Here is a 23,523-nt window from a genome sequence, read left to right on the forward strand (position 1 = left end):
CCCTGGTGGAATGAACGGGCACTACATTGAGACCAGTGCCAACCGCGAAGGCGGCGGAGCAGTCACGAGTCACTGGTTCATCACCCCGTGCGGACAGGACTGTCGGTCAGTTGAGCTGTGCGACAACGAGAAACATGAAGGATGCACCACCGCACAAGCAAGGCTCACCAACAGGCGTTGGGAGATGGATGCCTCGCACATCGACATCGCCTGCCCCAGCGGCGTAGTCATCCCCGACGCCGCCAGCTTTCACTATCAGTGGAGTCCTGCCACCCTCGAAGGAACAGGCGAAGGAACTCGGTACGGACCAGGTTGCCCAGATGGAATCACCCCCATCTCCGCAACCGTGGACTTCACACTCAAACAGGCGTCGAGGCCGTGAGGTATCAATCTCTCGCTACGTTGGCTGTCTCCGCGACTTGCGCGGCAAGCGTCGCGTTCGGCGTGTCCGCGTGCAACCAGTCCGATGGGTCTGGCCAGCGCGCCACGGGCGCGACCGCCATCCCCCACAACACAGTCCCCGGCCAGGCGCTCGTCGAGCGGCTCAACCAAGTGAAGTCCTGTGGCCCGCACATCGGATTCGACGGACGGGCCATCGAAGACAAGCTGGGAAACCAGTTGCCACAGCTCTCCGTCGTCGCTGACCGTCTTGCCGAGGTCACTCCGCGCGGAGACACCGTGTTCATCGACCATCAGGTGGATCAGATCGCCTACTACCGCAATGTCGTGTGGTCCGAAATGGTTGTGGGCGTGCACGACAACGACGCCAACATGGACATCCTGTTGCAGGCTGACAAGGACAGTTGGGAGCGGTTCCTGAACCACACTGTCGTAGAGTTGGAGCAGGGCAAGGACATCCCGGACGCAGACGTTGATGGGCTGTTCCCTCCTCAGGACAACCCATGCCATAGCTGACCTTTCGGTCAGTCGCATAGCGGCGCGGATGCCAGCGTCCCGCGACACCTGACCTCCCAGAAACATGGTCGATTTATGGTCGGTTTATGACAAGCTGGAAGACCCCTGGTCCTTCTGTTATCGATAGATAACAAGTAAGAAATACCTGGTCAAAGTGTATTCAAGGGAATCTGCACGGATTGGAGCGGGGGTCTTTCTCATAATCCATTGGTCGCGGGTTCGAGCCCCGCCCGCCCTACTTTAGAGGCTGTATGACGTCGGGTGATGCTTTACGTTTTGTCTGCGGTTGATGGGTGACAGTGTTTCGGCTGATGCCTTACGCCTGTTTCGGTTGATCGTTGACACTCCCTCGATCAACCTCGGCGTTCGGCTATAACCTTGAACGAATTGGAGCGGGCTCGATCCGGTCTCAGGGTCTCAGGGAGGGGCAGTTTCGTGACGTTATCAGGGGGGTTGGGGGCACCGTTGCGGGAGACGTGGATTCGCCGCGTCCGAATGATTCAGGCCATACTCGCGGTCGCCGCCTTAGCGGGGGCGTGCTTGGTTGCCTCAACTAATCCACTTGCACAGTGGTGGTTTTGGGTAGGCGCGACGACCGCTCTGACTATCGCTGTCGTCGAACCTTACTTTACCGGGGTCACCGGTGCGCTGTTGTTCAGCCTCGGAGCATTAGGCGCTGGCTTGACAGCCAATCGTCAGGGTGTCGAACCCCTATGGGCCGTCTACTTTGGCTTAGCCGTAGCCGTATTTGCAACCTCAGCGTTATCAATCGCCAGTGGGGAAGGACGACTTCGAGATGCTACCCATTGGATCGCCACTCGATTCGGCCGTCCACTCTGGTTGGGGACGTCAGCTGTCTTAATCGAGGTGATTCGCAAAGCAAGCGGGGGCACGCTCGTCGGCGCGACCCCGCTTGCGATCGGAGCATTGCTTGCCCTCGTGCTCGCGTCTCCCGATTGGTATCGCCTGTTTATCGCCGTCGCGCCAGCTCTTGGCGGACTTGCGACGTTGGAAACAGCTATCGAGCCCAACGTCGTATTGCTTACTACTGATCAGCGTTTCGTACCGGGGTCCGCCGTCGATGTCGAGGGCATTCACGCCTCCCGAGGAGTCGTAATCGGAAATCTTGCCCATAAAGGGGGAAATCGCATCCGAGTCGCACTGGAGCGGCCTTGGTTCGACGTAGCGCAACGCAGTGGTCAGCAATGCACGGTTGTTGCTGCATCTTCAGCGACGCAGGCGGTTGCGATCGTGGCTGAGGGCTCAACGGATCTAAACTTGAGCTTGCGGTTGTTTGGCTCGTTGGCCCGAGGCGACACGGTGTACTGGCAGGATTCAGCAACGGGTCGAAAGTACCTGTATCAAGTCCTGGGTCGCGAGTTGTCACGGGAGGTGTGGGACGGTTCTTCTGTGGTCGCGGAGCATGGAACGGCGGTGATGCTCGGCACGGTCGAGCCCGGGGGTATTGTTCGGAACGCTGCGTTGCCAGCGCCATATGTGCCAGTGTTTCCGGCAGATGCTGTCTCAGGAACGTTGCCTAATGGCTATGGCCGAATCGGCAAAATTTCGGGCACTGAAGTGCCTTTTGGGATTTCGGCTGAGCAGCTGAGCGCACACCACCTTGCCATTCTCGGAATGTCCGGCATGGGCAAGACGACAGTTGCCCGCAGGGTGTTGAATCTTCTCGCAAAAGAGTCGGTAGTAATCGCTATGGACGGCACCGGTGAGTACAAGTCCCGCTTCGGATTAAAGCCGTGGCAGTCTCCGGTGGGTCTGTCGACACGAGGTTCGTGGGTTTACGAGCCGTCTGGTGTTCTAGCGCAAAAGGCCTCTGAGTTTATTAAAGATATTATGACACAGGCAAATTCGGAATATGTCAGTGGGGAGCCGCTCAGAAGGACGCTCCTACTGGAGGAGGCCCACTCCTATTTGCCTGAGTGGAATTTTGTGGCGACGCGTAGCGAGTCTGACTTTGTGGCGACGAGCTGTCGCTACATCCTGCAGGCACGGAAATTTGGGCTCAGTTTCGTCCTCGTGTCGCAGCGAACTGCGGTGATCAGTAAATCAGCACTCTCGCAGTGTGAGAGCTATGTTGTCTTGCGTACGCTCGATGAGACCAGCCTTCAGTACATCGAGGGCGTGCTCGGGCGAGAGTTCCGCGACGTCGTGTCATCGCTGTCCAGATTCCAAGCAGTATGTGTTGGCCCTGCATTCAGCACGGGAACGCCAGTGGTGGTGGATCTTGACCCGTAGGTACCCCCGACGACTGGCGACTCATACTCGCTGCTGAAACGAGGTGTACGGGTTGAGTACGACGTGTACGGGTGAGTAGGTTCAGGAACGACTAAAGAGAGGCGTGAAGCAGATAGTCCTGCTTCACTGTCGCCCACTCTCAGTATATATTCAGCGCTTGCGGGATCGGCGCCTCGGTCCTTGGCGACTGTGAGGTGAGCCCTTCGTAGTGGTCCAGTCGTTGTGCGACTCTGTTGCCCGGTCTGCGGGCAAGGAAGAATCAACAACGACATGGCATCGAACAAGCGCCGGCGGCACACCCCGGACCAGATCATCCGCAAGCTCGCCGAGGGCAACAAGCTCCTTGCAGCGGGCCAGGAACTGAGCGAGGTGTGCCGACACCTAGAGATCGCGGAGTCGACGTGGCATCGCTGGCTTGCCCAGTACGGCGGCATGAAGGCCAACGACGCCAAGCGTCTCAAAGAACTCGAAGCCGAGAACGCCCGGCTCAAGAAGATGGTCGCCAACCAGGCCCTCGACATCGACATGCTCAAGGAGATCTCGGCGGGAAACTTCTGACCCCGAACCGCAAGCGCAGCGCCGTCACGGTGCTGCGCGAGCGGTTCGGGGTGTCTGAACGCCGCGCCTGCACGGTCGTGGGTCTGCACCGCTCCACGATGCGCCTGACGCCGGCGCCGATCGCCACCGAGGAGGCCGAGCTGCGGGCTTGGTTGCGCCGGTTCTCCACCGATCGACCTCGCTGGGGGTGGCGACGGGCAGCCAAGATGGCCCGCAAGGCCGGCTGGAAAGCCAACAACAAGCGCATCCGCCGGCTGTGGCGTGAAGAGGGCTTGCGGGTCCCACAGCGCCGCCGCAAGAAGCGGCTGACCGGCATCGGTGTCGCCGTGGGTGCGATGTCACCGATCCGCCCGAACGTGATCTGGGCGATGGACTTCCAGTTCGACACGACCGCCGATGGCCGCATCCTCAAGATGCTCAACGTCATCGACGAGTTCACCCGCGAAGCACTCGCGATTGAGGTCGACCGCGCCATCAACGCCGACGGCGTCGTCGACGTCTTGGATCGCCTGGCCCTCACCCACGGGGCGCCGCACTACGTGCGCTTCGACAACGGGCCCGAGTTCGTGGCCCACGCCGTGAGCGATTGGTGCCGATTCAACAGTGCCGGTTCCCTTTTCATTGATCCCGGCTCGCCGTGGCAGAACGCCTGGATCGAATCCTTCAACGGCCGCCTGCGTGATGAACTGCTCAACTCGTGGCGCTTCGACTCGCTTCTGGAGGCCCGGGTGATCATCGAGGACTGGCGCTGCGATTACAACGCCAACCGACCCCACTCCGCCCACGGCGAACTTACCCCAGCGGAGTTCGCTCTACAGTGGACCACGACCCACCAACCCCAAGTCGCATAGCGACTGGACCACCAAACGGGTCCCCCTCAACTGGGTACCGACCTCAATCAGCCGAGCAGACTTGTCCCTTCGGAACAGTCATCTTGCGGAGGGCGGCGCGGTAATTCGGATCCGACACTACCGCGAAGTTGAAATGCTTCCGGTATTGCGCGATCAGCAGAGTAGATCCCAATTGTTTGATTCGTCCCCGCATCAGTGATCAACCCGGGCCAATCTCAAATATGGTCCGGTCGAGTTGATGGAGCACGATCGTACCCACGCTTCCCGGGGTTCTCGACTAGCGGGGTTTTGCGACATCCAGCGCGATGGGAATTGCATCAGTCAGGGCCGACAGGTGGGTGCAGATATCAAGTGCAGATCAGAGGAGGACGACCGAAGGGAAGGTATCGAAAGTCCTACGCAATCATCGGGTCAATCGCCGACCGCGGCACCAACACCTGCAACGCCCCGTACGAGTCGGGCAGTATCGCGCCTTGGTCGAAGAAGAACCGAATCCCGTCGTTGAGCACCGCGAAGTTCTGGTAGTTGGCGGGGTCGTAGAGCGTCGCCGGTGAGAACGGCAACGGCGGCGGGGGAGGCGGTGGGGGCGTAGTAGACGTCGAGGTGGTCGATGTGGTGGTAGTCGGCTGCCCCGAAGTCGTGGTCGGCGTGGGAGTCGCTACGGGCGGCGGGGCCAACTGCTGCTGCAGCACAGCCCGCACAATCGGCGCGACGGTCTTCAGCGGATCGTCCACCCGCCACAGCGGCGCATCGTCTTTGTCGTCCTTGGGAACCGTGTAGAGAACCGGCTTGCGATAGCTCTGATCCCAGTTGAACGCCTTGTACCCCGTCTGCGGCTGCCCGTTCCCGCTGTTTTGGTACACCTTGAACACCACGGTCTGCGTACCGCGCGGGGGCAGGTCTGAGTTGTATTCCGACGGCTTCATGCTCAACTGAGCCGTCGTACTGCGGGCTCCGCCAGATTTGGCCGCGTTGACGAAAGTATCGCGCGTCTTGGCCACGTATTCGGCGATCGACTTCTGGTCCGGGTAGTTCAGCGGAATGGTGACGTCGACGCTGTATCCGGTATCGGAGAGGCGGATCTCACATGCCTTGCCGGTATTGGTGCCCTTCAAGTCGCCGCAGTAATCATGCGGTGCCGCCCCCGCCACACCAGAAAAACCGAAGATGGAGGCAGCCGTGACCAGCACGGACGCGCTGATCGAGCGCATGGATAAGTAGGGCACGTGTGCACTCTAACTTCGCAAGGTGAACCAAGTGCCCGGACCGGTGAGATCAAAGCCCTCTCGGCAGCCATGCCACCTCGCTACGATCACACCGTTCTTGGATCTTGAACCCCTACTAGGGAGCAGCCATGACGGGATCGCCGGACACCGGATTCAACGGCAAAATCGCCTTGGACATAAGGGATTCCGAACCTGACTGGACTCCCTACGCGGCGCCCACCGCGCCCGAGGGCGCGCCCAATGTCCTCTATCTGGTCTGGGATGACACCGGCATCGCCACCTGGGACTGCTTCGGCGGATTGGTCAAGATGCCCGCCATGAGCCGCATCGCCGAACGCGGCGTGCGGCTCTCACAGTTCCACACCACCGCGCTGTGCTCACCCACCCGTGCCTCGCTGCTCACCGGCCGCAACGCCACCACCGTCGGCATGGCCACCATCGAGGAGTTCACCGACGGCTTCCCGAACTGCAGCGGACGCATCCCGTTCGACACCGCGTTGCTCTCCGAAGTACTGGCCGAGAAGGGCTGGAACACCTACTGCGTGGGCAAGTGGCACCTGACTCCGCTGGAAGAGTCGAATTTGGCTGCCACCAAAAGGCATTGGCCACTGAGCAGAGGATTCGAACGTTTCTACGGCTTCATGGGCGGTGAGACCGACCAGTGGTACCCGGACTTGGTCTACGACAACCATCCCGTGGAGCCGCCCGCCACCCCGGAAGAGGGCTACCACCTGTCCAAGGACATCGCCGACAAGACCATCGAATTCATCCGCGACGCCAAGGTGATTGCCCCCGACAAACCCTGGTTCTCCTACGTGTGCCCCGGCGCCGGCCACGCCCCGCACCACGTCTTCAAGGAATGGGCCGACAAGTACACCGGCACGTTCGACATGGGCTACGAGCTGTACCGCGAGATCGTGCTGGAAAACCAGAAGAAGCTCGGCATCGTCCCACCCGACACCGAACTATCACCCGTCAACCCATATCTGGACGTCAAGGGCCCCAACGGCGAACCCTGGCCGCTGCAAGACACCGTGCGCCCCTGGGACTCGCTCAACGACGAGGAGAAGCGCCTCTTCTCCCGCATGGCCGAGGTGTTCGCCGGGTTCCTCAGCTATACGGACGATCAGATCGGCCGCATCTTGGACTATCTGGAGGAGTCGGGCCAGATCGACAACACCATCATCGTGGTGATCTCCGATAACGGGGCCAGCGGCGAGGGCGGCCCCAACGGCTCGGTCAATGAGGTCAAGTTCTTCAACGGCTACATCGACACCGTCGAAGAGAGTCTGCGCTTCTACGACAACCTCGGCGGCACCGAGACCTACAACCATTACCCCATCGGGTGGGCGATGGCCTTCAACACCCCCTACAAGCTGTACAAGCGCTACGCCTCCCATGAGGGCGGCATCGCCGACACCGCAATCATCGGCTGGCCCAAGGGAATCACCGCCCACGGCGAGGTTCGCGACACCTACATCAACGTCTGCGACATCACCCCAACCATCTACGACCTGCTGGGTATCACCCCGCCCGAGGCTGTCAAGGGCGTCGCCCAAAAACCGCTCGACGGCACCAGTTTCACCGCGGCCCTGCGAGATCCGAATGCCGACACCGGCAAGGACACCCAGTTCTACACCATGCTGGGCACCCGGGGTATCTGGCACCAGGGCTGGTTCGCCAATACCGTGCATGCCGCGACGCCCTCGGGCTGGTCGCACTTCGACAAGGACCGCTGGGAGCTGTTCCACATCGAAGCCGACCGCAGCCAATGCCACGATCTCGCCGATGCCCACCCGGAGAAACTCGAAGAGCTCAAACAACTCTGGTTCGATGAGGCCGCCAAGTACAACGGCCTGCCGCTGGCCGACCTGAACATTCTGGAAACCCTCACCCGGTGGCGGCCCTACCTGGTGGGGGAGCGCAAGTCCTTCACCTACTACCCGAACACCGCCGCACTCGGCATCGGCGCCGCCGTCGACATTCGCGGCCAATCCTTTTCGGTCCTTGCCGAGGTCACCACGGCAGCGGGAGCCGAGGGTGTCATCTTCAAACAGGGCGGCGCGCACGGCGGGCACGTGCTGTTCATCCAAAACTCCACGCTGCACTACATCTACAACTTCATGGGGGAGAAGGAGCAGAAGGTTTCTTCAGAAAGTGCGGTGCCGTTGGGCTCGCACGTGCTCGGTGCCCGCTTCGCCAAGACCGGCACCGTGCCGGGCAGCCATACCCCGATCGGCGACGTGACCCTTTTCATTGACGAAGACCCCGTCGGCGCACTCACGGGCGTCGAAATTCACCCGGGCACATTCGGTTTAGCCGGCGCCAGCCTGTCCATCGGACGTAACAGCGGATCGGCGGTGTCCTCGGAGTACAAGGCTCCCTACCCGTTCAGCGGCGGAACCATCGCCCAGGTGGTGGTCGACATCTCTGGGGAGCCCTACGAAAACCTGGAAAAGAAGCTCGCCATCGCCTTCGCTAAAGACTGAGTCAAAGACTAAGCGGGCCACTGGCTGAGCTGTTCCCACTCACCGAACGGTGGCTTGGCGGCAGCCTCGATCACGATGTGGCCGGTCACCGCCGACCCGGGGTGGTACTCGTCGATCGCGAATCCGCCCGTGCGGTCTTCGGGGGGCGTGCCGTCCCAGATGTAGATCGGTCCGGGTGCGGCGGCCTCGGCCGTGTCGGTACCGCAGGCGGCGGTGGGCTCGTCCCGGCCCACGCCAGTGTGCTTGCCGTCGATACGCCGCCAGATGCTCACGAACGGGATGCTACGCGCTGGCACGGTTTCAGGGCGGCTACAACTTGACCAATTCATAGATCGAGTAGGCGCCTACCCACGCCCTCGCGCCCACACTGTGTCACCGTTACGTGGTGATGAAAAGGCTTGGTGCGTTGGTGGTTGCGGCCACCCTGCTACTGGTGACGGCGCCGTTGGCCGCGGCCTGGGGCCCGCAGGGGCACACCGTCGTGGGAGCGGTCGCCGACGCGAGACTTTCGCCCGCGGCCCGCGCCGAGGTATCCCGCCTGCTGGCGGGCGAGGCCACTCCCACGCTGGCCGGCGTTGCGAACTGGGCCGACCAGGTGCGTCCCAGCCGCCCAGAGACCGCACCATGGCACTACGCCGATATCGCCGAGAACAACTGCCAATACGTGCCCGGGATCAATGGCGACAACGGCAACAACGTCATCGAGGCCATTCGCACCCAGACCGCGATCCTGGGCGACACCACCAAAACGGATGCCGAGCGCGCGGAGGCGCTCAAGTTCGTGGTGCATTTCGTCGGCGATATCCATCAGCCCATGCATGACGCCTACTCGCGTGACCGCGGCGGCAACGACATCCCGCTCACCTACAACGGCAGGCGCACCAATCTGCATTCGGTGTGGGACAGCGGATTACTGGGTACCCGGGGTCTGAATGACACCCAGTACACCCAGTTGATCCAGGGCTTGCCTGCACCGGACCTCGGCGGCACCGATCCCGCCGGCTGGGCGCAGGACACCTGCCAGATCGCCGTCGGGGTGTACCCCAGCACCTCGACCATCGGTGCCGAGTACACCAACCAATACCGCCCGGTCGCCGAGGGTCAATTGCGTCTGGCCGGCGAGCGTCTGGCGCGCTTGATCAATGCCACATTGACCTAGCGGATTGGGCGCGCCTTAGGCCGTCAATACCTGTCACCGGAATGGTCTACTATGCCTCAATTGGGGATTGGCGGTGACCACAGTTGGCTGGCCGCTGATTGGGTCGGGCAATGTCGGTTTGCGGTGTGTCGATGGTTGCTTGAGTAAGGGCGATAAGTGAATACCACATATCCGGGTCGGGCGGATGCGGGCGCGGGATGGCATGGGCGGGGTAGCAGGGTCTACCAGGCCAATAACGACCTCCTGGAACAGGTTCGGCTACAGCGGGCGGTCTCCCAGGTCACGGCCATATCGATCACAGTCATTGGCGCGTCGGCCATTCTGATGGCCTCGGCGGGATTGTCGATCATGCCCGCGCTGTGTATCGGTCTCGCCCTTCCGGCATTCGGCTGGGGAATCCGTTACATGCTGCGGCGGCCGGTTAGCTACGTGGAGTCCATTGCCTACGTCACCTATTGCGACGTCGCCATTCTGATCGGCATCTGGGTGGTGACGAGTTCCGGTGCGGCCTTTGTGAAATTGGCCTGGTTATTGGCCGCCAATACCTATGTGTCGGTGCTGCACGGCCGGCTGGCCGTGGTGGTGCAGACCCTGGTGACGGCGGCCGGGACCGCCTTGGCGGTGATCGGCGCGGTCCTTCGCCACGATGTGAGCGCCACGGTGCTGACCTCGGTGGTGTTTACCATGTTGCTGGCCAATGTGATTGCCGGATGGCTCATCTACTTGGGCAAGGGCCAGTTCGCCGAGCATGCCGTCGGGAGGGACCACCTGTCGCGTCACGACCATCTGACGGGCCTGCTGAACCGGCGCGGCCTGCAAGAGGCCTACGCGACGTGGGCCGGGGTGCCCGGCATGCAGGTGGTGGTCGCCGTCGTCGACCTCAATGCGTTCAAGTCGGTCAACGACACCTTTGGCCACCATGTGGGGGACGAGGTATTGCGCCGCGCCGCGGAACGCCTGCGCGCGGTGGCCGGGCCGGACGCGTTGTTGGCCCGGCTCGGTGGCGACGAGTTCGGCATTGTGGCGCTCACCGATTCGCCGCGCGAGCTGGACTACCGGACCGCGGTGCGCGAGGCGCTCAGCGGCGACGACGGGTTGCCCGTGACCGCCAGCGTCGGCGTGGCCGGCGTGGTGCTGCCCGAATCTGACCGGACGGTGACGCATTCGCTGGCCTCGGTGGTTCCGTACCTGCTCGTGGAGGCCGACGGCGCGATGTACCACGCGAAAAAGGACGCCGGAATAGAGCAGCATCCACCCCGCTAAATGTTGGTGATTCGGGCTCGCGGTCATCTCGTGCGGTGGGATGATTACCCACGCTGAGCGTGTTCGTTCGGCATTGGGTTCACATGAAGGGCGCGGTCTCATGACCGAGATTCAGGGTAGTAACGAAGTGCCCGACAAGCCTCCCGCCTCCTCGCCGACCAGGCCGGCGTCAGACGATACGTGGGAGCCGTGGGGCAGTAGCGAGAAGCAGAAGTTCGGCCAGGCCGATGGCAGCGGAAACGTCCAGCAGTTCTAATACCTCAGACGCAGAATTCATCTCACCCGCGGGCAAGGTCTACCAGTTGATGGTGGCCAGCCTGTTGGCCACCGAGTTCGATCGAAAGAAGACGCTCGAAGCCAGGGGCGCTGTCCTGGTGACCTCAAGCGTCTCCCTGCTGACCCTGGTGAGCGGTGTCATGGTGCTGCTGGCGGGGAAGGACTATGTCTTTCGCGACCACTGCTCCTTCATGATCCTGCTCGGCGCGTTGTTGGCGTTCATCGCCTCGGCCACGTGTGCGATCTTTGTGCAGACCTATGGATTCGGCTACACGGTGATGGACCGCGCGACGCTGAAAAGCCTTGAGGGCAAAAGTAACTGGTCGCGAACCGCGGACGATGCTGCCCGCAATTGGGTACATTGGCAAGTCATCTCGATCTGCTCGCTGCGCGAAAGTAACGGCATCAAAGCCAATCTCGTCGTGTGCGGTCTGGCACTTCAGGTGCTCGCGATCGTCCTGTTGTCGGGGTCGTTAGGACTGGAACTGTCCAGCAGGTTCTGAGCGGCGCCCGCGCGCAAAAAAAGACGGCGGCCCGGATATCCGGGCCGCCGCCAACAACTTTCCGCTCGACTACCAGACGCGCACGTAGTCGACGAGCATCTCCGCCGGGTATGAGCCACCGGCCGGATCGCCGCCGCCGGAACCGGAGACGGCCAGGTTCAGCATCGGCTGCAGCGTGTAGCCGGGATCGTTAAACGGCCAATCGTCAAGGGAATTGGCGTCGACCGTCAGGTACGGCTCCATGCCGTCGTGGTAGTCCATCCAGAAGTACAGCCCGGCCTCGGTCCAGGTGCAGCGCCAGGTGTGCCAGTTGCTGTCGATAGGCACGGGCAGCGTCTCGAACGAGGTGCCGTCCAGGCGCGCGTGCACCGTGGTGCCCGAGGGCCAGTCACGGTTGCCGTACCACTCCGCCATGTCGATCTCGCCGCCACGCTCGGGGTTGTCGTTCAGCAGCCACCAGGCCGGCCAGCATCCGTCGGTCAAGCAGTTGAACTTGATGCGTGCCTCGAAGGTGTGGCCCATACCGCCGCGGAAGGTGCCGTGCAGCTTGCCGCTGAAGTACTTGTTGCCTTCCTTGGTCGCACGGATCACCAGGTTGGAGTTTCCGTCGAGGAAGATGTTGGTGCGGCTGTCGCGGTACTCGCCCATGTTCTCGGGACGATCCCAGAACACCGGGTTCTTGATCTTCTCGCGGAACTTCGCGGCCACCCACTTGGAGCCATCGGGCGCCGATCCCGCGGGCCCGTCGAACTCGTCGCGGAAGATAAAACCGCTGGCCTGGGCGTCGGGCGGTGCCGCAGGCGGATGCACCCGATCGGCCTGAGCCTTGGGGAGGGGCAAAGCAGCCGCGGCCATGCCGAAGCCCATGGTCAGTATCAATTTACGGCGATCCATTTCAGGCACCCCGAAACGATAATGGTTGTTCCTTGGTGGTGGGCGCAGCCCCGGCCGTTTTGGCTGCTAGTGGCGCGGCAGCATTCTGGTCAGCAGCTTGTCCCGCAACCCGATTGTGTGAATCAGTACGGCGCTGACATGGGCAACTATGCAGGCGAGCAACGCATACGCCACCCAGGCGTGCGCCTCGCGCAGTAAGCCGTACCACTGCACGCTGGAGGGTGTGATCGACGGCAACCTCAGTCCGGCGATCTCGACCGGCACCCCCGAGGCCGACACCAGCGCCCACCCGATCACCGGCTGCGCCAGGAACAGCGTGTACATCGCCAGCTCGGAGCCCGCTGCGATCAACCGTTCCGGCCCGGCCAATGACAGCGGCGGCGGCCTGTGCCAGATCCGGTTCCCGATCCGCAGCACCGCCAGCACCAGCACCAGCACGCCGATGGTCTTATGCCAGGCCAGTACCATGGGGTAGTCGCCGAGCGACCCGACGAGCAGCGCACCCAGCACCAGCATCGCGATGATCGCGACCGCCATCAGCCAGTGCAGTAACTGCGCCGCCAGCCCGAAACGCTCATCGACCGGGGACGTGGTGGATTCCGTCATCACATGTCCTGCCCGAACTGTTCCACCGGCGCGGGAGTCTCCCGCGCACGCCGCCGATACGACTCGGCATAGATCGCCGCGCGGGCCGCCAGAATCGGATCATCGGACAGCTCAATTCCCTTGGGCAACACCGTCGGATCGAAGTTGGTGTCCCGGATGTGTTCCTGCTCCAGCGGTATCGCATGCCCCAGCACCAGGGTCCCGACGTCGATCTGCCTGCGGTCCGGCGGCCACGGCAGCGTCGGATCGTGTGTCGGATCCTGCCCGGGGACCCCGAGCTGCAGCAGCAGCCGGTAGCGCAGCTCGCCGGAACGCACCCGCCGGGCCAGTGTCTCGAACATCCAGTTCGGGCCATTCTTCGCCGGGTTTCCGGCAGGCTTCCCGTCGGGAACCACCCGCCAGCGCACCGGCGTGCGTGCTCCATTCTTGGTGACGAAAATGAAGGTGTTGAGGCTCGAATAGCTCGCCTCGGCGAACGACGCCGCCTTGGGGCCGGCCTCGATGAGCTTCTGGGCGGCCGCGGCGGGTGGGTTGTCCCGCATGAACGCGGCTACCCGATCCTTATCCCCGGAAAGCCGCGCCGAGAGCAGCCCGAAGAACATCTCCGGGGTGGGGGCCATGAAGACCGGGGCCGCGGCCATCGCGGTGCGCCACTGCTCCCCGCCGGGGAGTGAAAACTCCAGGGCCAGTGCCTGTCCGGAGCCGTTGTCGGGTTGATGCGGGTTCTGGCCGCCCACCGAAAACCGCCCGGCCACCGGGTACACACCCTTGGTGAACACCGAGGCCGACGAGATCTCCGCGCCCGCGCCGTTGCTCTCGAAACGTCCCGACACCGCAAGGGCTTTGGCGTGATTGCGGCGATATCCGACGAACTTTCCGCCCGTCGTCTCGAACAGGTCGATGAACGAGCGCCCGGTCAACCGGGAGCCGACCCGCCCCTCCAACGCCAAGAAGCCACCCAGCCCCGTCACGGTGACGGCTCCGGCAGCGACCAGACCCACGAACATGCGGCGATCCAGCTTCTGTGTGACCACGAATGTGAGGGTAATACCGGAATCTGAAGGTCCAATGAAGACAATGAAGAGATGATGAAGCGTCTGATCCTCGGTTTCGGGTACGCAGCCCTCGGTATCGGCTGTGCTCTCGGCCAGCTCGCCCCCGCCAGCGCCGACCCCGACATCCCGCCCGTCAGTGAGGCCGCCCGCGCCGCCGGGCTGCTCGATGTGCGCACCGTGGTGCCCGACGCCGTCATCGATCTGCGCTACGCCACCACCAACAACTTCACCGGTGTGCAGCTGTATCCGGCCGACGCGCGCTGCCTGGTGCACGAGTCGATGGCGCCCGGCCTCAAGACCGCCGCCGACAAGCTGCGTACCAACGGCGAGCGCTTGGTCTTCTGGGACTGCTACCGCCCGCATGAGGTGCAGGTCCGCATGTTCCAGGTGGTGCCCAACCCCAACTGGGTCGCCAAGCCCAGCCAGTACGCCCGCAGCCACGAGGCCGGACGTTCGGTGGACGTCACGTTGGCCAACGCACGCGGCCTGGTCGATATGGGCACCGGCTTCGATGATTTCTCGCCGCGCTCGCTGGCTTTTGCCACCGACGGGGTGAGTCCGGACCAGCAGGCCAACCGGGCACGGCTGCGCGCCGCCATGCAAGCCGGTGGGCTGCAGGTGTATTCGGGGGAGTGGTGGCACTTTGACGGTCCCGGCGCGGGCGAGGGCCGCCCGTTCCTGAACGCGCCCGTGAACTGATCAGACGGTTGTTCTGAAACCCGGGAGATGTGAGTAGTCCAGTACCCGGTGCAAGGGCGCCCTGGCGGAGTAATTTCCCTGCCATGCTTGCGTCACCGAGTACCGCGGGAAGACTGCACCGCAGTGCCCCGCTCGCGCTGTTGGCCGGTGCCCTCGTCGCTTGCGGCGGCGCCGGTGAGACGGTCACGCGCACCGTGACCCAAACCGTCACCGATCAGACGACGATCATCCACGAGGGCGGCTCATCCACATCTGTGAAGAAGTCCACCGACGACGGGCTCGCGTGGGTGCCGTACGGCCCCAAGGACCCCGCTTTCCCGACGCCGGGCTGGGATGTGTACGTCTACTTCCTCAAACACGACTGCGAGAGCCTGACGAAGGTTCAGAACCCGGCGGGCAATCTTTATGACGCCGCGGTGGGGGTGTGCCGGGCTGCGGTGAACGGCGAAGAGAACCAATGGAGCACTGCGGCAAAGGCCTTCGCGGCACGTGGGACGGGGATCGAGATCGGTCCGGCGCAGTGCGTGGACGACACGATCGCGGCGATGGTCTCCAAACTCCTGGCCTGGCATGAGCAGAACCCGGGTCGACAGCCTTCCCTGACCTTCCCGCAGACCGGCGGCCGCACCGCCTGCTCGAAGGACAACAACAGCTTTGTGCCCCCGGATGAGAGTGGCGACACCAGTTCTTCCACAACCAGTTCCACCACATCCAGCACGACGACAACGGCGACAACGACCCCGCCGGGCCGGTGAGCTCAGTGGGAGAACTGCCAGTGCACCGAATTGTCCTCGTCCAGCACGATGATGCTGCCGTTGCGGGCGGTCCAGCCCTCGGTCATCAGAAACAACCGGCCCCCGGATTCGGCAAGCAGCCGTAGCCCGGTGGTGCGGTACAGCGTCTTGGGTCCGGTGGTGATCTGCTCGGTGTGCACCACGGGTGAGTCGATGCCCAAAGGGCTTTCGCTGACCGCCGTCGCGCGGGGCAGCGAGGTCACCGAGTCCTCGTAGCGCTGTGCGTATCCGCGCCCGACGATATCGGCGTAACCCTGCACCGCCCAGAACAATGCTGCCGCAATCACAATGCCGACCAACACCGCCTCCAGTACATCCTGGGGCCGGGCAATGGCGGCGCGGGGCCGCGCGCGTTCGGCGCCTTGACGGCTCAGATGCCTGCCGTACACCGCCAGCGCGGTGCCGATCGCGATCATCAGTGGCCACAGCACCGACCCGGGCTCCCACGTGCGCGTCAGCGCGGGCATCACCACGCCCAGGATCGCGATAACCAGCCCGCCGAGCATCGTCACCCGGCAGACCAGCCGGACACCGGCGGTCATGCCGTCGCGCTCGATCGTCTCGCTTACCGCGCGATGTGCTGCCAGCCAAGCGATTCCGATGACAGCCGTCGCCAGGATCGGCAGATACAGCGTGCTGATGCTGCGCAGCACATAGTCCTGAGTGGTGAAGCGGAACAGACTCACTTCGACGCCCATCGACTGGGACTGTGCGTCGCTGCGCGCCCAGCCGAAATACAGCAGCAGCGCGGTGATCATGGTCAACGGTGTGCCCACCGTGGTGATCACGGCAATAACGGGGCGAAGGATCGACACCGGATCCTCTGAGTGCTCCGACGCTGTCTCGGCCGGCATGCCAGCATGCTACGCGCGACGGCCCTGACCTGGGTGGAAAATTCCCTTGCCGCTCAACCCGGCTGCGCCTATCCTGGCTGGCGTCCTCGTTCCCGACGAAAGGTACGACATGGATCTGTGAGGTCTGGCAATCCGCCGGCGCGCCATCGCGCGATTTCGGCGACCCCACCTCACAGGAAGGTCCTTTCCATGTCCGCTGTCATCTCCTGCAGCACAATCACCTACGTCCATCCCGACGGTTCCGTCGCACTCGACGGGCTCGACATGCTGGTCCCGGCGGGACGTTCTGGGCTGGTAGGTGTCAATGGCTCCGGCAAGTCCACGCTGCTCAAACTCATCGCCGGCGAGCTACTGCCGACCTCCGGAACGGTGCACACCTCGGGCGAGATCGGTTACCTGCCACAAGATCTCACGATCCGCGCCGACCAGTCGGTGCCCGACCTGCTGGGCCTGACCCCGGTGCTGGCCGCCATCGAGGCCATCGAGGGTGGCTCCACCGACCAGGCCGACTTCGATACCGTCGGCGATGACTGGGATCTGGCCGAGCGGGTGGGTGCGGAACTGGATCGTCTTGGTCTGCCGACGGCGGTGCTGGACCGCACGCTCGGCGAGCTCTCCGGAGGAGAGGTCATCCGGCTCGGCCTGGCCCGGTTGCTGTTGCGCCGCCCGGACGTACTGCTGCTCGACGAGCCGACCAACAATCTCGACGGCGAATCCCGCCAGCACCTCTACAACGTGGTGTCCACCTGGCAGCGCACGCTGCTGGTGGTCAGCCACGACCGCGAGCTGTTGGAGCACGTGGAACGCATCGGAGACCTGCGCGATGGCGCGGTGGCCTGGTACGGCGGCGGATACAGCGATTACGCGGCGGCGGTCGCGGCCGAACAGGAGGCCGCCGCCCAGGCGATCTCCACCGCCAAGGCCGAGGTGCGCCGTGAGCGCCGCGACCTCGCCGAAGCGGAACGGGTGATCGCGCAGCGGCGCCGCTACGGCGCCAAGATGCAGGCCAACAAGCGTGAACCCAAGATCGTCATGGGGCTGCGCAAACGGGCCGCGCAGGAATCGGCGGCAGCGCTTAAACAGACGCAGACCGACAGGCTGGACAAGGCCCGCGAAAATCTGGACGAGGCGCAGACCCGGCTGCGCGCAGACCGCTCCATCCGTATCGACTTGCCCGGCACCGAGGTTCCCTCCGGACGCGTCGTGCTGACCACCGAACAACTGGTGTTGCGCCACGGGGTGCCCGCACATCTGGATCTGCGCGGCCCGCAGCGCGTCGGGCTGGTGGGACCCAACGGCTCCGGCAAGACCACGCTGCTGCATACGATCGCCGGGCGCATCCCGGCCGCAGAAGGCACTGTGACGGTGCATGTTCCGCTGGGGCTGCTGCCGCAGCGCCTGGATCTGCTGGACGATTCGCGCAGTGTCGCCGACAACGTGGCTGGCCGCGCTCCGCACGCCGATATCAATGCGGTGCGGGCCAGGCTGGCGCGATTCCTGTTCCGCGGCAATGCCGCCGACAAGCTCGTGGGTGCGCTCTCCGGCGGTGAGCGGTTCCGGGCGACGCTGGCCGCCGTGCTGTTGGCGGACCCCGCGCCGCAGCTGCTGCTGCTCGACGAACCCACCAACAACCTGGACTTCGCCTCCTACGACGCGCTGGTCTCCGCGCTCGCCGAGTACCGGGGTGCGGTGCTCGTCGCCAGCCATGACCTGGGGTTTTTGCAGGATATCGGGGCCCGGGAGACGGACTGGAGGGCCCAGCCGGTAATCGGGTAGTGCACTACGCACGCCCGACAGACATCGCCCTACACACACTGAGCCCGTCATGTTCCACGACCGCGAACGCGCGGCCATGTCAAGGAGACTCACGATGTGTTTCATTATCCCCCAAGATGTCCTGCTGCGATTGGCCGACGACGACAGCGTCGCCGACGATTCGCGGACCGCCCTGGCCGCCACCGCCGCTTCCGAAACGGCCTGGCGCACACTGCGTGACGCGCACACCGAGGCCACCCAGGCCACGCTGCTGGCGCGTGCCGACGCGTTCGCCGGAGTGGCCAAGGCGCTGGCCAAGGCTCCCGGGACGCCGGTGTTCGACTGCAAGCACACCACCTCGTTGCCCGGTATCGCGATCCCCAACCCGGGTAGCTCCGCGGATACCTCCGCCAAGCACGCCTTCACCGAAACCGCGGCGGTCGCAAAGTTTTACAAGGACTGCTTCGGCCGCAACTCGGTAGACGACGAAGGCATGACGCTGGTTTCGTCAGTGCACTACAGCGTCAACTACTCCAACGCGTTCTGGAACGGTTCGCAGATGACCTACGGGGACGGCGACGGGCAGATCTTTGTCGACTTCACCGGATCCAACGACGTGATCGGCCACGAGCTGACCCACGGCGTCACCCAATACACGGCGGGCCTGCTCTACAAGAACGAGGCCGGTGGACTCAACGAGAGCATGTCGGATGTCTTCGGATCGATGTTCCGGCAATGGAGCGCCGGGCAGACCGTCGATCAGGCCGACTGGTTGATCGGCAAGGACATCATGGGCCCGCGCGCCATAGCAAAGGGCTTCACCTGCCTGCGCGATATGGCCGATCCGGGTGCCCGCCACTGCCTGGCGCCGCAGCCGTCGCACTACCGCGACTACGTCCCCGGCAGTGACCCCCACGAGAGCAGCGGCATTCCCAACTACGCGTTCTACCTCGCGGCGACCAAACACGGTTCGTACTCCTGGCAGGGCGTGGGGACGGTCTGGTACGAGGCGCTGACCAGCCCCAAGGCACGTCCGAACATGAAGATGAAGGCCTTCGCCAACCTGACCCGGGAGATCTCCGCGGCCAACGCGGCCACCGAGTCGGTGCACAAGGCGATTGACGACGCGTGGACCGCGGTCGGGCTGTAGCGTCGGCGACATGGTGGAGTACCTCATCGACAGACGGGGAGGATTCACCGGGCTACCGGCCAGCGGCACGGTTACTGACCAGAGCTTGGACCCCGACGCGCGACGCGCACTGGATGGATTGTTGGACAGCCCCGGGTCGCTTCCGAGCGACCCGGGCGCTGACCGTTTCACGTACACGGTGACTCGCGTCAGCGGGTCGGATCGGACCACCCGGAGCATCCCGGAGAGCCTGCTGCCCGATGCCGTGCGGCAGTGCGTGCAAGAACGGATCTGACGAACCGGACTTGACATTTCACCGCACGCGCGAAGAGCGAGTATGTGCGCCAGCGGGTAGGGTCGGTTGGAATGTGCCAGCGATTCATCATTCCTCCGGCCGTACTATCCCGACTGGCTGAGGATGGTGACATTGCCGAAGACTCGCGCGCGGCGCTCTCGGCCACTGCTGCCTGTGAATCTTCTTGGCGTGCCTTGCGTAACGCGCACACCCGGGCCACTCAGGCCACCCTGGTGGCAAGCCGTGACGCCATCGGTGCGGTCGCCGCCGGGCTGGCCAAAGTTCCCGAGACGCCGGTGTTCGATTGCCGGCAGACCACCTCATTGCCGGGTGTGGCCGTGGCCGATCCCGCTGCCTCCGAGGACGCCACGGCCAACCGGGCGTTCAACGAGACGGCGGCGGTCGCACAGTTCTACCGGAAGTGCTTTGGGCGCAACTCCGTTGACAACGCGGGGATGACGCTGGTCTCGTCCATTCACTACGGCGTGAAGTACTCCAACGCGTTCTGGAACGGCTCGCAGATGGCCTACGGTGACGGCGACGGTCAGGTCTTTCTGGACTTCACCAAGTCCAACGATGTGATCGGCCACGAACTGACACATGGGGTTACGCAATTCACCGCCGGTCTGAACTACGAGAACGAGGCCGGCGCGCTGAACGAGAGCGTCTCGGATGTCTTCGGATCGATGTTTCGGCAGTGGCAGGGGGAGCAGACGGTCGACAAGGCCGATTGGCTGATCGGCAAGGACATTCTGGGCCCGCGCGCCGTCGAGAAGGGGTACACCTGCCTGCGCGATATGGCCGACCCGGCCGCCGCCCATTGCCTCTCGCCGCAACCGGCTCACTACCGCGACTACGTGCCGGGTAGCGACCCGCATGAGGGCAGCGGCATCCCCAATCACGCGTTCTACCTCGCCGCCACCAAATACGGCGCGCACTCTTGGGAGGCCGTGGGCACGATCTGGTACGAGGCGCTCACCAGCCCGAAGGCGAAGAAGAACATGACGTTCAAGGCGTTCGCGAAGCTCACCCGGCAGCTCGCCGCAGCCCGTACGGGGGCGGACTCACCCAAGACGGCGATTGACCAGGCGTGGACCGAGGTAGGGCTTTAGTCGTCCTGCCAGAAGTCGGGGCAGGAGATATCGACGTAGACAGTGGTGAAGGTTTCTACCGCTTTGCCCGAACGGTTCGGGTTGTGGACCGCCAGCACCCGGCACATGTCCAGCGGGGTATTGCTGTTGCCCATCACGTAGTTGATCTGGACGTCGTATCCTTCGTCCTCCAGATCAGAAATGGTTTGCGACGGCGATTCGCCACCGACCGGCAGCGCGGGGGCGGCCCCGGCGATGGCGGGGAAGGACAGGGATACGGCAATAGCGCCGAGCCACAGCGGCATTAGCGCGATGCGGCCTCTGGGTGATGCCATGGCATACCTCCAACGGACAGTGACTATCGCCGTCCTCCATCATGTTAGCTCGCTCGGCTGAGGCAAGATGGCCTGCGACACCTACACGAGGAGAGACCGATGACGTTCTCGTCCGAACACGACGACTTTCGCAGCACTATCCGCAGGTACATCGAAGAGAAGATCAACCCCCGCGTCGACGAGTGGGAACGCGAGCAGATGATGCCGCTGCACGACGTGATCTCCGATATGGCCAAGCTCGGATTCGTCGGCCTGGAATACGACCCCGAGTACGGTGGGCAGGGGGCCGATCATCTGTTCACGCTTGTCCTCGCCGAAGAACTCGGCCGAGTGGACCACGGCTCCTTCCCGATGGCCTTCGGGGTTCACATCGCGATGGCCACGCCGTCGCTGCACAAACACGGCAGTGACGCACTCAAACGCGAGTTCCTGGCCCCAGCGCTCACCGGTGAGCAGATCGCCGCGATCGCGGTGACCGAGCCCGACGCCGGGTCCGATGTGGCGGGCATCAAGACCCATGCCCGGCGCGACGGCGACGACTGGGTGATCAACGGCTCAAAGATGTTCATCACCAACTCGGTTCAGGCCGACTGGCTGTGCGTGCTGGCACGCACCTCCGATGAGGGCGGCTACGCGGGCATGAGCCAGATCATCGTGCCGACCAAGACACCCGGATACCAGGTGCGCAAGCTCGACAAGCTGGGCATGCACGCCTCCGACACCGGCCTGATCACCTTCGACGATGTGCGGGTGCCGGTGTCCAACACCATCGGCGAGATCGGGCGTGGATTCCAGCAGCAGATGTCGCAGTTCGTCATGGAGCGCATGTTCGGGGCGTACGGCATCCCCGCCAGCGTGAACCGGGCGCTGCACCGCACCAAGGAATACGCGTTGGCGCGACAGGTGTTTGGCAAGCCGCTCACCAAGAACCAGCACCTGGCCTACCAGTACGCGGGGCTGGCGGCGCGCGCCGACATGTTGGAGGTCTACAACCGCGACATCGCCGCCCGGTACATGGCGGGGGAGAACGTGACCCGCAAGGTCACCATCGCCAAACTGACTGCCGGGCCGCTGGTCCGTGAGGCCGGCGATTGGTGCCTGCAGGTGCACGGCGGCATGGGCTACATGACCGAGACCTGGACCTCGCGATTCTTCCGGGATCAGCGCCTGCTCAGCATCGGCGGCGGCGCCGACGAGGTGATGATGCGGGTGCTATCGCAGATCGACGGATTCTCCTGAGAGTTCCTTTTCCACCGACGCCACATCGGTGACGTTCACGCCGATGAGCGTCAGATCGTGCAGCCGCTCCGGCGTCACCTGCGAGGTCGCGTCCTCGACGACCACCGCGCGGTAGTCCCGCTCGGAGGCGTCGAACAGGGTGGCGCGCGGGCAGTTCGGCAGATTGCAGCCCGCCACCACCACGGTGGACACATCGTGGTCACGCAGATGCCGCTCCAGCTCCGTCCGGTAGAAGGCACTCCAGCGCGGCTTGAACAGAATGTGCTCGCTGGGTCCGACTTGCTGGAATCCGCCGGCCAACAGCAGCTCGGAATCGAGCTGCTCCCCGCCGGGCAAGAGTTCGGCGGGGATCTGTGAACCGTCGGTGCCCGGCGCGGCGACCTCGCGCCCCGCGAGAATCTCCGCACGGCGCGGCAGATCGGTGTCGCTGCCACCGGGCACATACAGCCGCACCACATGCACGATTGGGCGGCCGGCCGCGCGGAACGCCGAGACCAGGCGGGTGAGGGCCGGAATGCGATCCGCGGTCCCCGGCACTGTCATTGCGCCTGAGACAAACTCGGCCTGCACATCGATGACCACCAGGGCTGAGCTGTCCCACTCGGGAGCTACGAAACTAGTCACTCCCCAACATTAGGTGCCCAATCCGGTGACCGGCCCAGGTGGCGCAGGATGAGGCCGAGATCGTCCTGGCCCTCGGTTCCGATCAGGGCGCGCGCGAATACCGATCCCTCGGCAGCACGGAAGTCGCCGTCGGGCACCGCCAATGCGATCGGGACGGCTGCGGCGATCACGTCATCGGGCAGCGCGAACGGGGCGCCGATGCCGCGCGCCGCATCCCAGCCGTGCACCACGTAGTCGATGAAATGAAAGCTGATGGCCGTGGCGCCGGGAAAGACGGCATCAGGACCAAGCTCGCCGAGTGTGAACGTCGCCTCCAGCACTCCGTCAGCCGCGAAGGCCGCGAGTACGTCCTCAACCGCCCGCCGGTAGGCGCCCGCTGGGTCGGCAGTCACCGCGGCGGCGACGTTGGCGGGGTCCCACACCGCGGGATCGCCGCCGTTACCGCGGGCGGCGGCCGCGAATCCATGGTGCTGGACGGTCATATGGGTCAGCAGGTCGGACAGCGTCCATCCCGCGCAGGGAGTCGGGCGCGGCAGGTCCTCCCGGCTGATCGCCGCGACGATATCGGCGGACGCCAGCACGGCGATTCTGTGCACGTCTCGAAGATCAGTTTGCGTATTCATGCACACATCATATGCGCGCGCATATGATGTGCCAAGG

25 protein-coding genes are annotated in these 23,523 nt (G+C 64.0%); 16 read left to right on the top strand and 9 right to left on the bottom strand.

Annotated features, from left to right (window positions below; all coding sequences use genetic code 11):
* The first annotated feature begins 10 nt into the window (after positions 1-10).
* The 4 genes from ABG82_RS28785 (at position 11) to ABG82_RS09905 (ending at position 4,577) form a co-directional block, all read left to right on the top strand.
* On the top strand, positions 11-382 hold the full coding sequence (locus ABG82_RS28785) for a hypothetical protein (RefSeq protein ID WP_054430096.1): 372 nt from the start codon (positions 11-13) through the stop codon (positions 380-382).
* Positions 379-915 (top strand): hypothetical protein, encoded by a 537-nt coding sequence (locus ABG82_RS09885; protein WP_131725103.1) that lies wholly within the window; start codon positions 379-381, stop codon positions 913-915. Before ABG82_RS28785 ends, ABG82_RS09885 begins: the two co-directional genes overlap by 4 nt.
* Positions 916-1,782: 867 nt before the next feature.
* Positions 1,783-3,168 (top strand): helicase HerA domain-containing protein, encoded by a 1,386-nt coding sequence (locus ABG82_RS27650; RefSeq protein WP_157847530.1) that lies wholly within the window; start codon positions 1,783-1,785, stop codon positions 3,166-3,168.
* Between the two features lie 270 nt (positions 3,169-3,438).
* Positions 3,439-4,577, top strand: a protein-coding gene (locus ABG82_RS09905) for an IS3 family transposase (protein ID WP_095762103.1) whose coding sequence is annotated in 2 segments (ribosomal slippage) — positions 3,439-3,709 and positions 3,709-4,577 — 1,140 coding nt in all. Because the reading frame shifts where the segments join, the coding sequence is not laid out codon by codon here.
* Positions 4,578-4,972: 395 nt separating this feature from the next.
* Here the strand turns inward: ABG82_RS09905 and ABG82_RS09910 are convergent.
* The gene (locus ABG82_RS09910; RefSeq protein ID WP_078343483.1) at positions 4,973-5,803 is read right to left on the bottom strand and encodes an RsiV family protein; all 831 of its coding nucleotides are present in this window, start codon (positions 5,801-5,803) and stop codon (positions 4,973-4,975) included.
* A 128-nt stretch (positions 5,804-5,931) separates the two neighbouring features.
* On the opposite strand from ABG82_RS09910, the gene ABG82_RS09915 reads away from it, so the two are divergent.
* On the top strand, positions 5,932-8,292 hold the full coding sequence (locus ABG82_RS09915) for an arylsulfatase (protein WP_043080075.1): 2,361 nt from the start codon (positions 5,932-5,934) through the stop codon (positions 8,290-8,292).
* A gap of 8 nt (positions 8,293-8,300) precedes the next feature.
* Here ABG82_RS09915 and ABG82_RS09920 read toward each other — a convergent pair whose 3' ends face one another.
* A complete protein-coding gene (locus ABG82_RS09920) occupies positions 8,301-8,564 on the bottom strand; it encodes a hypothetical protein (RefSeq protein WP_043080083.1) in 264 nt (87 codons plus the stop codon).
* A 116-nt stretch (positions 8,565-8,680) separates the two neighbouring features.
* Between ABG82_RS09920 and ABG82_RS09925 the strand changes: the two genes are divergently transcribed.
* The 4 genes from ABG82_RS09925 (at position 8,681) to ABG82_RS09935 (ending at position 11,493) form a co-directional block, all read left to right on the top strand.
* Complete coding sequence (locus ABG82_RS09925) at positions 8,681-9,451, top strand: S1/P1 nuclease (RefSeq protein ID WP_043080082.1); 771 nt, start codon at positions 8,681-8,683, stop codon at positions 9,449-9,451.
* A gap of 156 nt (positions 9,452-9,607) precedes the next feature.
* Positions 9,608-10,714 carry a GGDEF domain-containing protein gene (locus ABG82_RS09930; RefSeq protein ID WP_043080074.1) on the top strand — a complete coding sequence of 369 codons (1,107 nt, stop codon included), beginning with the start codon at positions 9,608-9,610 and terminating at the stop codon, positions 10,712-10,714.
* Between the two features lie 100 nt (positions 10,715-10,814).
* Positions 10,815-10,970 carry a hypothetical protein gene (locus ABG82_RS28240; protein WP_155772770.1) on the top strand — a complete coding sequence of 52 codons (156 nt, stop codon included), beginning with the start codon at positions 10,815-10,817 and terminating at the stop codon, positions 10,968-10,970.
* Positions 10,942-11,493, top strand: coding sequence for a hypothetical protein (locus ABG82_RS09935; protein ID WP_054175749.1), 552 nt, complete (start codon positions 10,942-10,944; stop codon positions 11,491-11,493). The genes ABG82_RS28240 and ABG82_RS09935 overlap by 29 nt, the downstream gene beginning before the upstream one ends.
* Positions 11,494-11,562: 69 nt before the next feature.
* On the opposite strand, the gene ABG82_RS09940 is transcribed toward ABG82_RS09935, so the two are convergent.
* The 3 genes from ABG82_RS09940 to ABG82_RS09950 all read right to left on the bottom strand — a co-directional run bounded on the left by ABG82_RS09940 (position 11,563) and on the right by ABG82_RS09950 (position 14,027).
* Complete coding sequence (locus ABG82_RS09940) at positions 11,563-12,387, bottom strand: glycoside hydrolase family 16 protein (protein WP_043080072.1); 825 nt, start codon at positions 12,385-12,387, stop codon at positions 11,563-11,565.
* A 66-nt stretch (positions 12,388-12,453) separates the two neighbouring features.
* Positions 12,454-12,993: a cytochrome b gene (locus tag ABG82_RS09945; RefSeq protein WP_043080071.1), complete on the bottom strand. Its 540-nt coding sequence runs from the start codon at positions 12,991-12,993 to the stop codon at positions 12,454-12,456.
* Positions 12,993-14,027 (bottom strand): catalase family peroxidase, encoded by a 1,035-nt coding sequence (locus ABG82_RS09950; protein WP_043080070.1) that lies wholly within the window; start codon positions 14,025-14,027, stop codon positions 12,993-12,995. The genes ABG82_RS09945 and ABG82_RS09950 overlap by 1 nt, the downstream gene beginning before the upstream one ends.
* Positions 14,028-14,078: 51 nt before the next feature.
* Here ABG82_RS09950 and ABG82_RS09955 point away from each other — a divergent pair, with 51 nt between their 5' ends.
* Positions 14,079-14,747, top strand: coding sequence for a M15 family metallopeptidase (locus tag ABG82_RS09955; protein ID WP_043080069.1), 669 nt, complete (start codon positions 14,079-14,081; stop codon positions 14,745-14,747).
* Between the two features lie 83 nt (positions 14,748-14,830).
* Positions 14,831-15,502 (top strand): hypothetical protein, encoded by a 672-nt coding sequence (locus tag ABG82_RS09960; protein ID WP_043080068.1) that lies wholly within the window; start codon positions 14,831-14,833, stop codon positions 15,500-15,502.
* A 2-nt stretch (positions 15,503-15,504) separates the two neighbouring features.
* On the opposite strand, the gene ABG82_RS09965 is transcribed toward ABG82_RS09960, so the two are convergent.
* Positions 15,505-16,395 (bottom strand): hypothetical protein, encoded by an 891-nt coding sequence (locus ABG82_RS09965; RefSeq protein ID WP_043080067.1) that lies wholly within the window; start codon positions 16,393-16,395, stop codon positions 15,505-15,507.
* Between the two features lie 189 nt (positions 16,396-16,584).
* Between ABG82_RS09965 and ABG82_RS09970 the strand changes: the two genes are divergently transcribed.
* The 4 genes from ABG82_RS09970 to ABG82_RS09985 all read left to right on the top strand — a co-directional run bounded on the left by ABG82_RS09970 (position 16,585) and on the right by ABG82_RS09985 (position 20,686).
* The gene (locus ABG82_RS09970; RefSeq protein WP_043080066.1) at positions 16,585-18,171 is read left to right on the top strand and encodes an ABC-F family ATP-binding cassette domain-containing protein; all 1,587 of its coding nucleotides are present in this window, start codon (positions 16,585-16,587) and stop codon (positions 18,169-18,171) included.
* Positions 18,172-18,265: 94 nt separating this feature from the next.
* Complete coding sequence (locus tag ABG82_RS09975) at positions 18,266-19,300, top strand: M4 family metallopeptidase (protein WP_043080081.1); 1,035 nt, start codon at positions 18,266-18,268, stop codon at positions 19,298-19,300.
* 10 nt (positions 19,301-19,310) lie between these two features.
* Entirely contained in the window at positions 19,311-19,574 is a 264-nt protein-coding gene (locus ABG82_RS09980) for a protealysin inhibitor emfourin (RefSeq protein ID WP_043080065.1), read from the top strand.
* Positions 19,575-19,645: 71 nt separating this feature from the next.
* Positions 19,646-20,686 carry a M4 family metallopeptidase gene (locus ABG82_RS09985; protein ID WP_043080064.1) on the top strand — a complete coding sequence of 347 codons (1,041 nt, stop codon included), beginning with the start codon at positions 19,646-19,648 and terminating at the stop codon, positions 20,684-20,686.
* On the opposite strand, the gene ABG82_RS09990 is transcribed toward ABG82_RS09985, so the two are convergent.
* Positions 20,683-21,000, bottom strand: a complete 318-nt coding sequence (locus ABG82_RS09990; protein WP_043080063.1) for a hypothetical protein — start codon at positions 20,998-21,000, stop codon at positions 20,683-20,685. The genes ABG82_RS09985 and ABG82_RS09990 overlap by 4 nt on opposite strands.
* A gap of 99 nt (positions 21,001-21,099) precedes the next feature.
* Between ABG82_RS09990 and ABG82_RS09995 the strand changes: the two genes are divergently transcribed.
* The gene (locus ABG82_RS09995; protein ID WP_043080062.1) at positions 21,100-22,239 is read left to right on the top strand and encodes an acyl-CoA dehydrogenase family protein; all 1,140 of its coding nucleotides are present in this window, start codon (positions 21,100-21,102) and stop codon (positions 22,237-22,239) included.
* Here ABG82_RS09995 and ABG82_RS10000 read toward each other — a convergent pair.
* Entirely contained in the window at positions 22,213-22,863 is a 651-nt protein-coding gene (locus tag ABG82_RS10000) for a cysteine hydrolase family protein (RefSeq protein ID WP_043080061.1), read from the bottom strand. The genes ABG82_RS09995 and ABG82_RS10000 overlap by 27 nt on opposite strands.
* On the bottom strand, positions 22,860-23,486 hold the full coding sequence (locus ABG82_RS10005) for a TIGR03086 family metal-binding protein (RefSeq protein WP_043080060.1): 627 nt from the start codon (positions 23,484-23,486) through the stop codon (positions 22,860-22,862). Before ABG82_RS10005 ends, ABG82_RS10000 begins: the two co-directional genes overlap by 4 nt.
* Positions 23,487-23,523: the final 37 nt, after the last annotated feature.

It is taken from the genome of Mycobacteroides immunogenum, from assembly GCF_001605725.1.
Classification (GTDB): Bacteria; Actinomycetota; Actinomycetes; order Mycobacteriales; family Mycobacteriaceae; genus Mycobacterium; species Mycobacterium immunogenum.

Coding starts and splice junctions, on each gene's coding strand:
- ABG82_RS09960 (WP_043080068.1), top strand. CDS start 14,831: ATGCTTGCGTCACCGAGTACCGCGGGAAGACTGCACCGCAGTGCCCCG.
- ABG82_RS09955 (WP_043080069.1), top strand. CDS start 14,079: ATGATGAAGCGTCTGATCCTCGGTTTCGGGTACGCAGCCCTCGGTATC.
- ABG82_RS09970 (WP_043080066.1), top strand. CDS start 16,585: ATGTCCGCTGTCATCTCCTGCAGCACAATCACCTACGTCCATCCCGAC.
- ABG82_RS09940 (WP_043080072.1), bottom strand. CDS start 12,387: ATGGATCGCCGTAAATTGATACTGACCATGGGCTTCGGCATGGCCGCG.
- ABG82_RS28240 (WP_155772770.1), top strand. CDS start 10,815: ATGACCGAGATTCAGGGTAGTAACGAAGTGCCCGACAAGCCTCCCGCC.
- ABG82_RS09925 (WP_043080082.1), top strand. CDS start 8,681: ATGAAAAGGCTTGGTGCGTTGGTGGTTGCGGCCACCCTGCTACTGGTG.
- ABG82_RS10005 (WP_043080060.1), bottom strand. CDS start 23,486: ATGAATACGCAAACTGATCTTCGAGACGTGCACAGAATCGCCGTGCTG.
- ABG82_RS28785 (WP_054430096.1), top strand. CDS start 11: ATGAACGGGCACTACATTGAGACCAGTGCCAACCGCGAAGGCGGCGGA.
- ABG82_RS09935 (WP_054175749.1), top strand. CDS start 10,942: ATGGCAGCGGAAACGTCCAGCAGTTCTAATACCTCAGACGCAGAATTC.
- ABG82_RS09980 (WP_043080065.1), top strand. CDS start 19,311: ATGGTGGAGTACCTCATCGACAGACGGGGAGGATTCACCGGGCTACCG.
- ABG82_RS09915 (WP_043080075.1), top strand. CDS start 5,932: ATGACGGGATCGCCGGACACCGGATTCAACGGCAAAATCGCCTTGGAC.
- ABG82_RS09945 (WP_043080071.1), bottom strand. CDS start 12,993: ATGACGGAATCCACCACGTCCCCGGTCGATGAGCGTTTCGGGCTGGCG.
- ABG82_RS09975 (WP_043080081.1), top strand. CDS start 18,266: ATGTGTTTCATTATCCCCCAAGATGTCCTGCTGCGATTGGCCGACGAC.
- ABG82_RS09995 (WP_043080062.1), top strand. CDS start 21,100: ATGACGTTCTCGTCCGAACACGACGACTTTCGCAGCACTATCCGCAGG.
- ABG82_RS09965 (WP_043080067.1), bottom strand. CDS start 16,395: ATGCCGGCCGAGACAGCGTCGGAGCACTCAGAGGATCCGGTGTCGATC.
- ABG82_RS09990 (WP_043080063.1), bottom strand. CDS start 21,000: ATGGCATCACCCAGAGGCCGCATCGCGCTAATGCCGCTGTGGCTCGGC.
- ABG82_RS09985 (WP_043080064.1), top strand. CDS start 19,646: ATGTGCCAGCGATTCATCATTCCTCCGGCCGTACTATCCCGACTGGCT.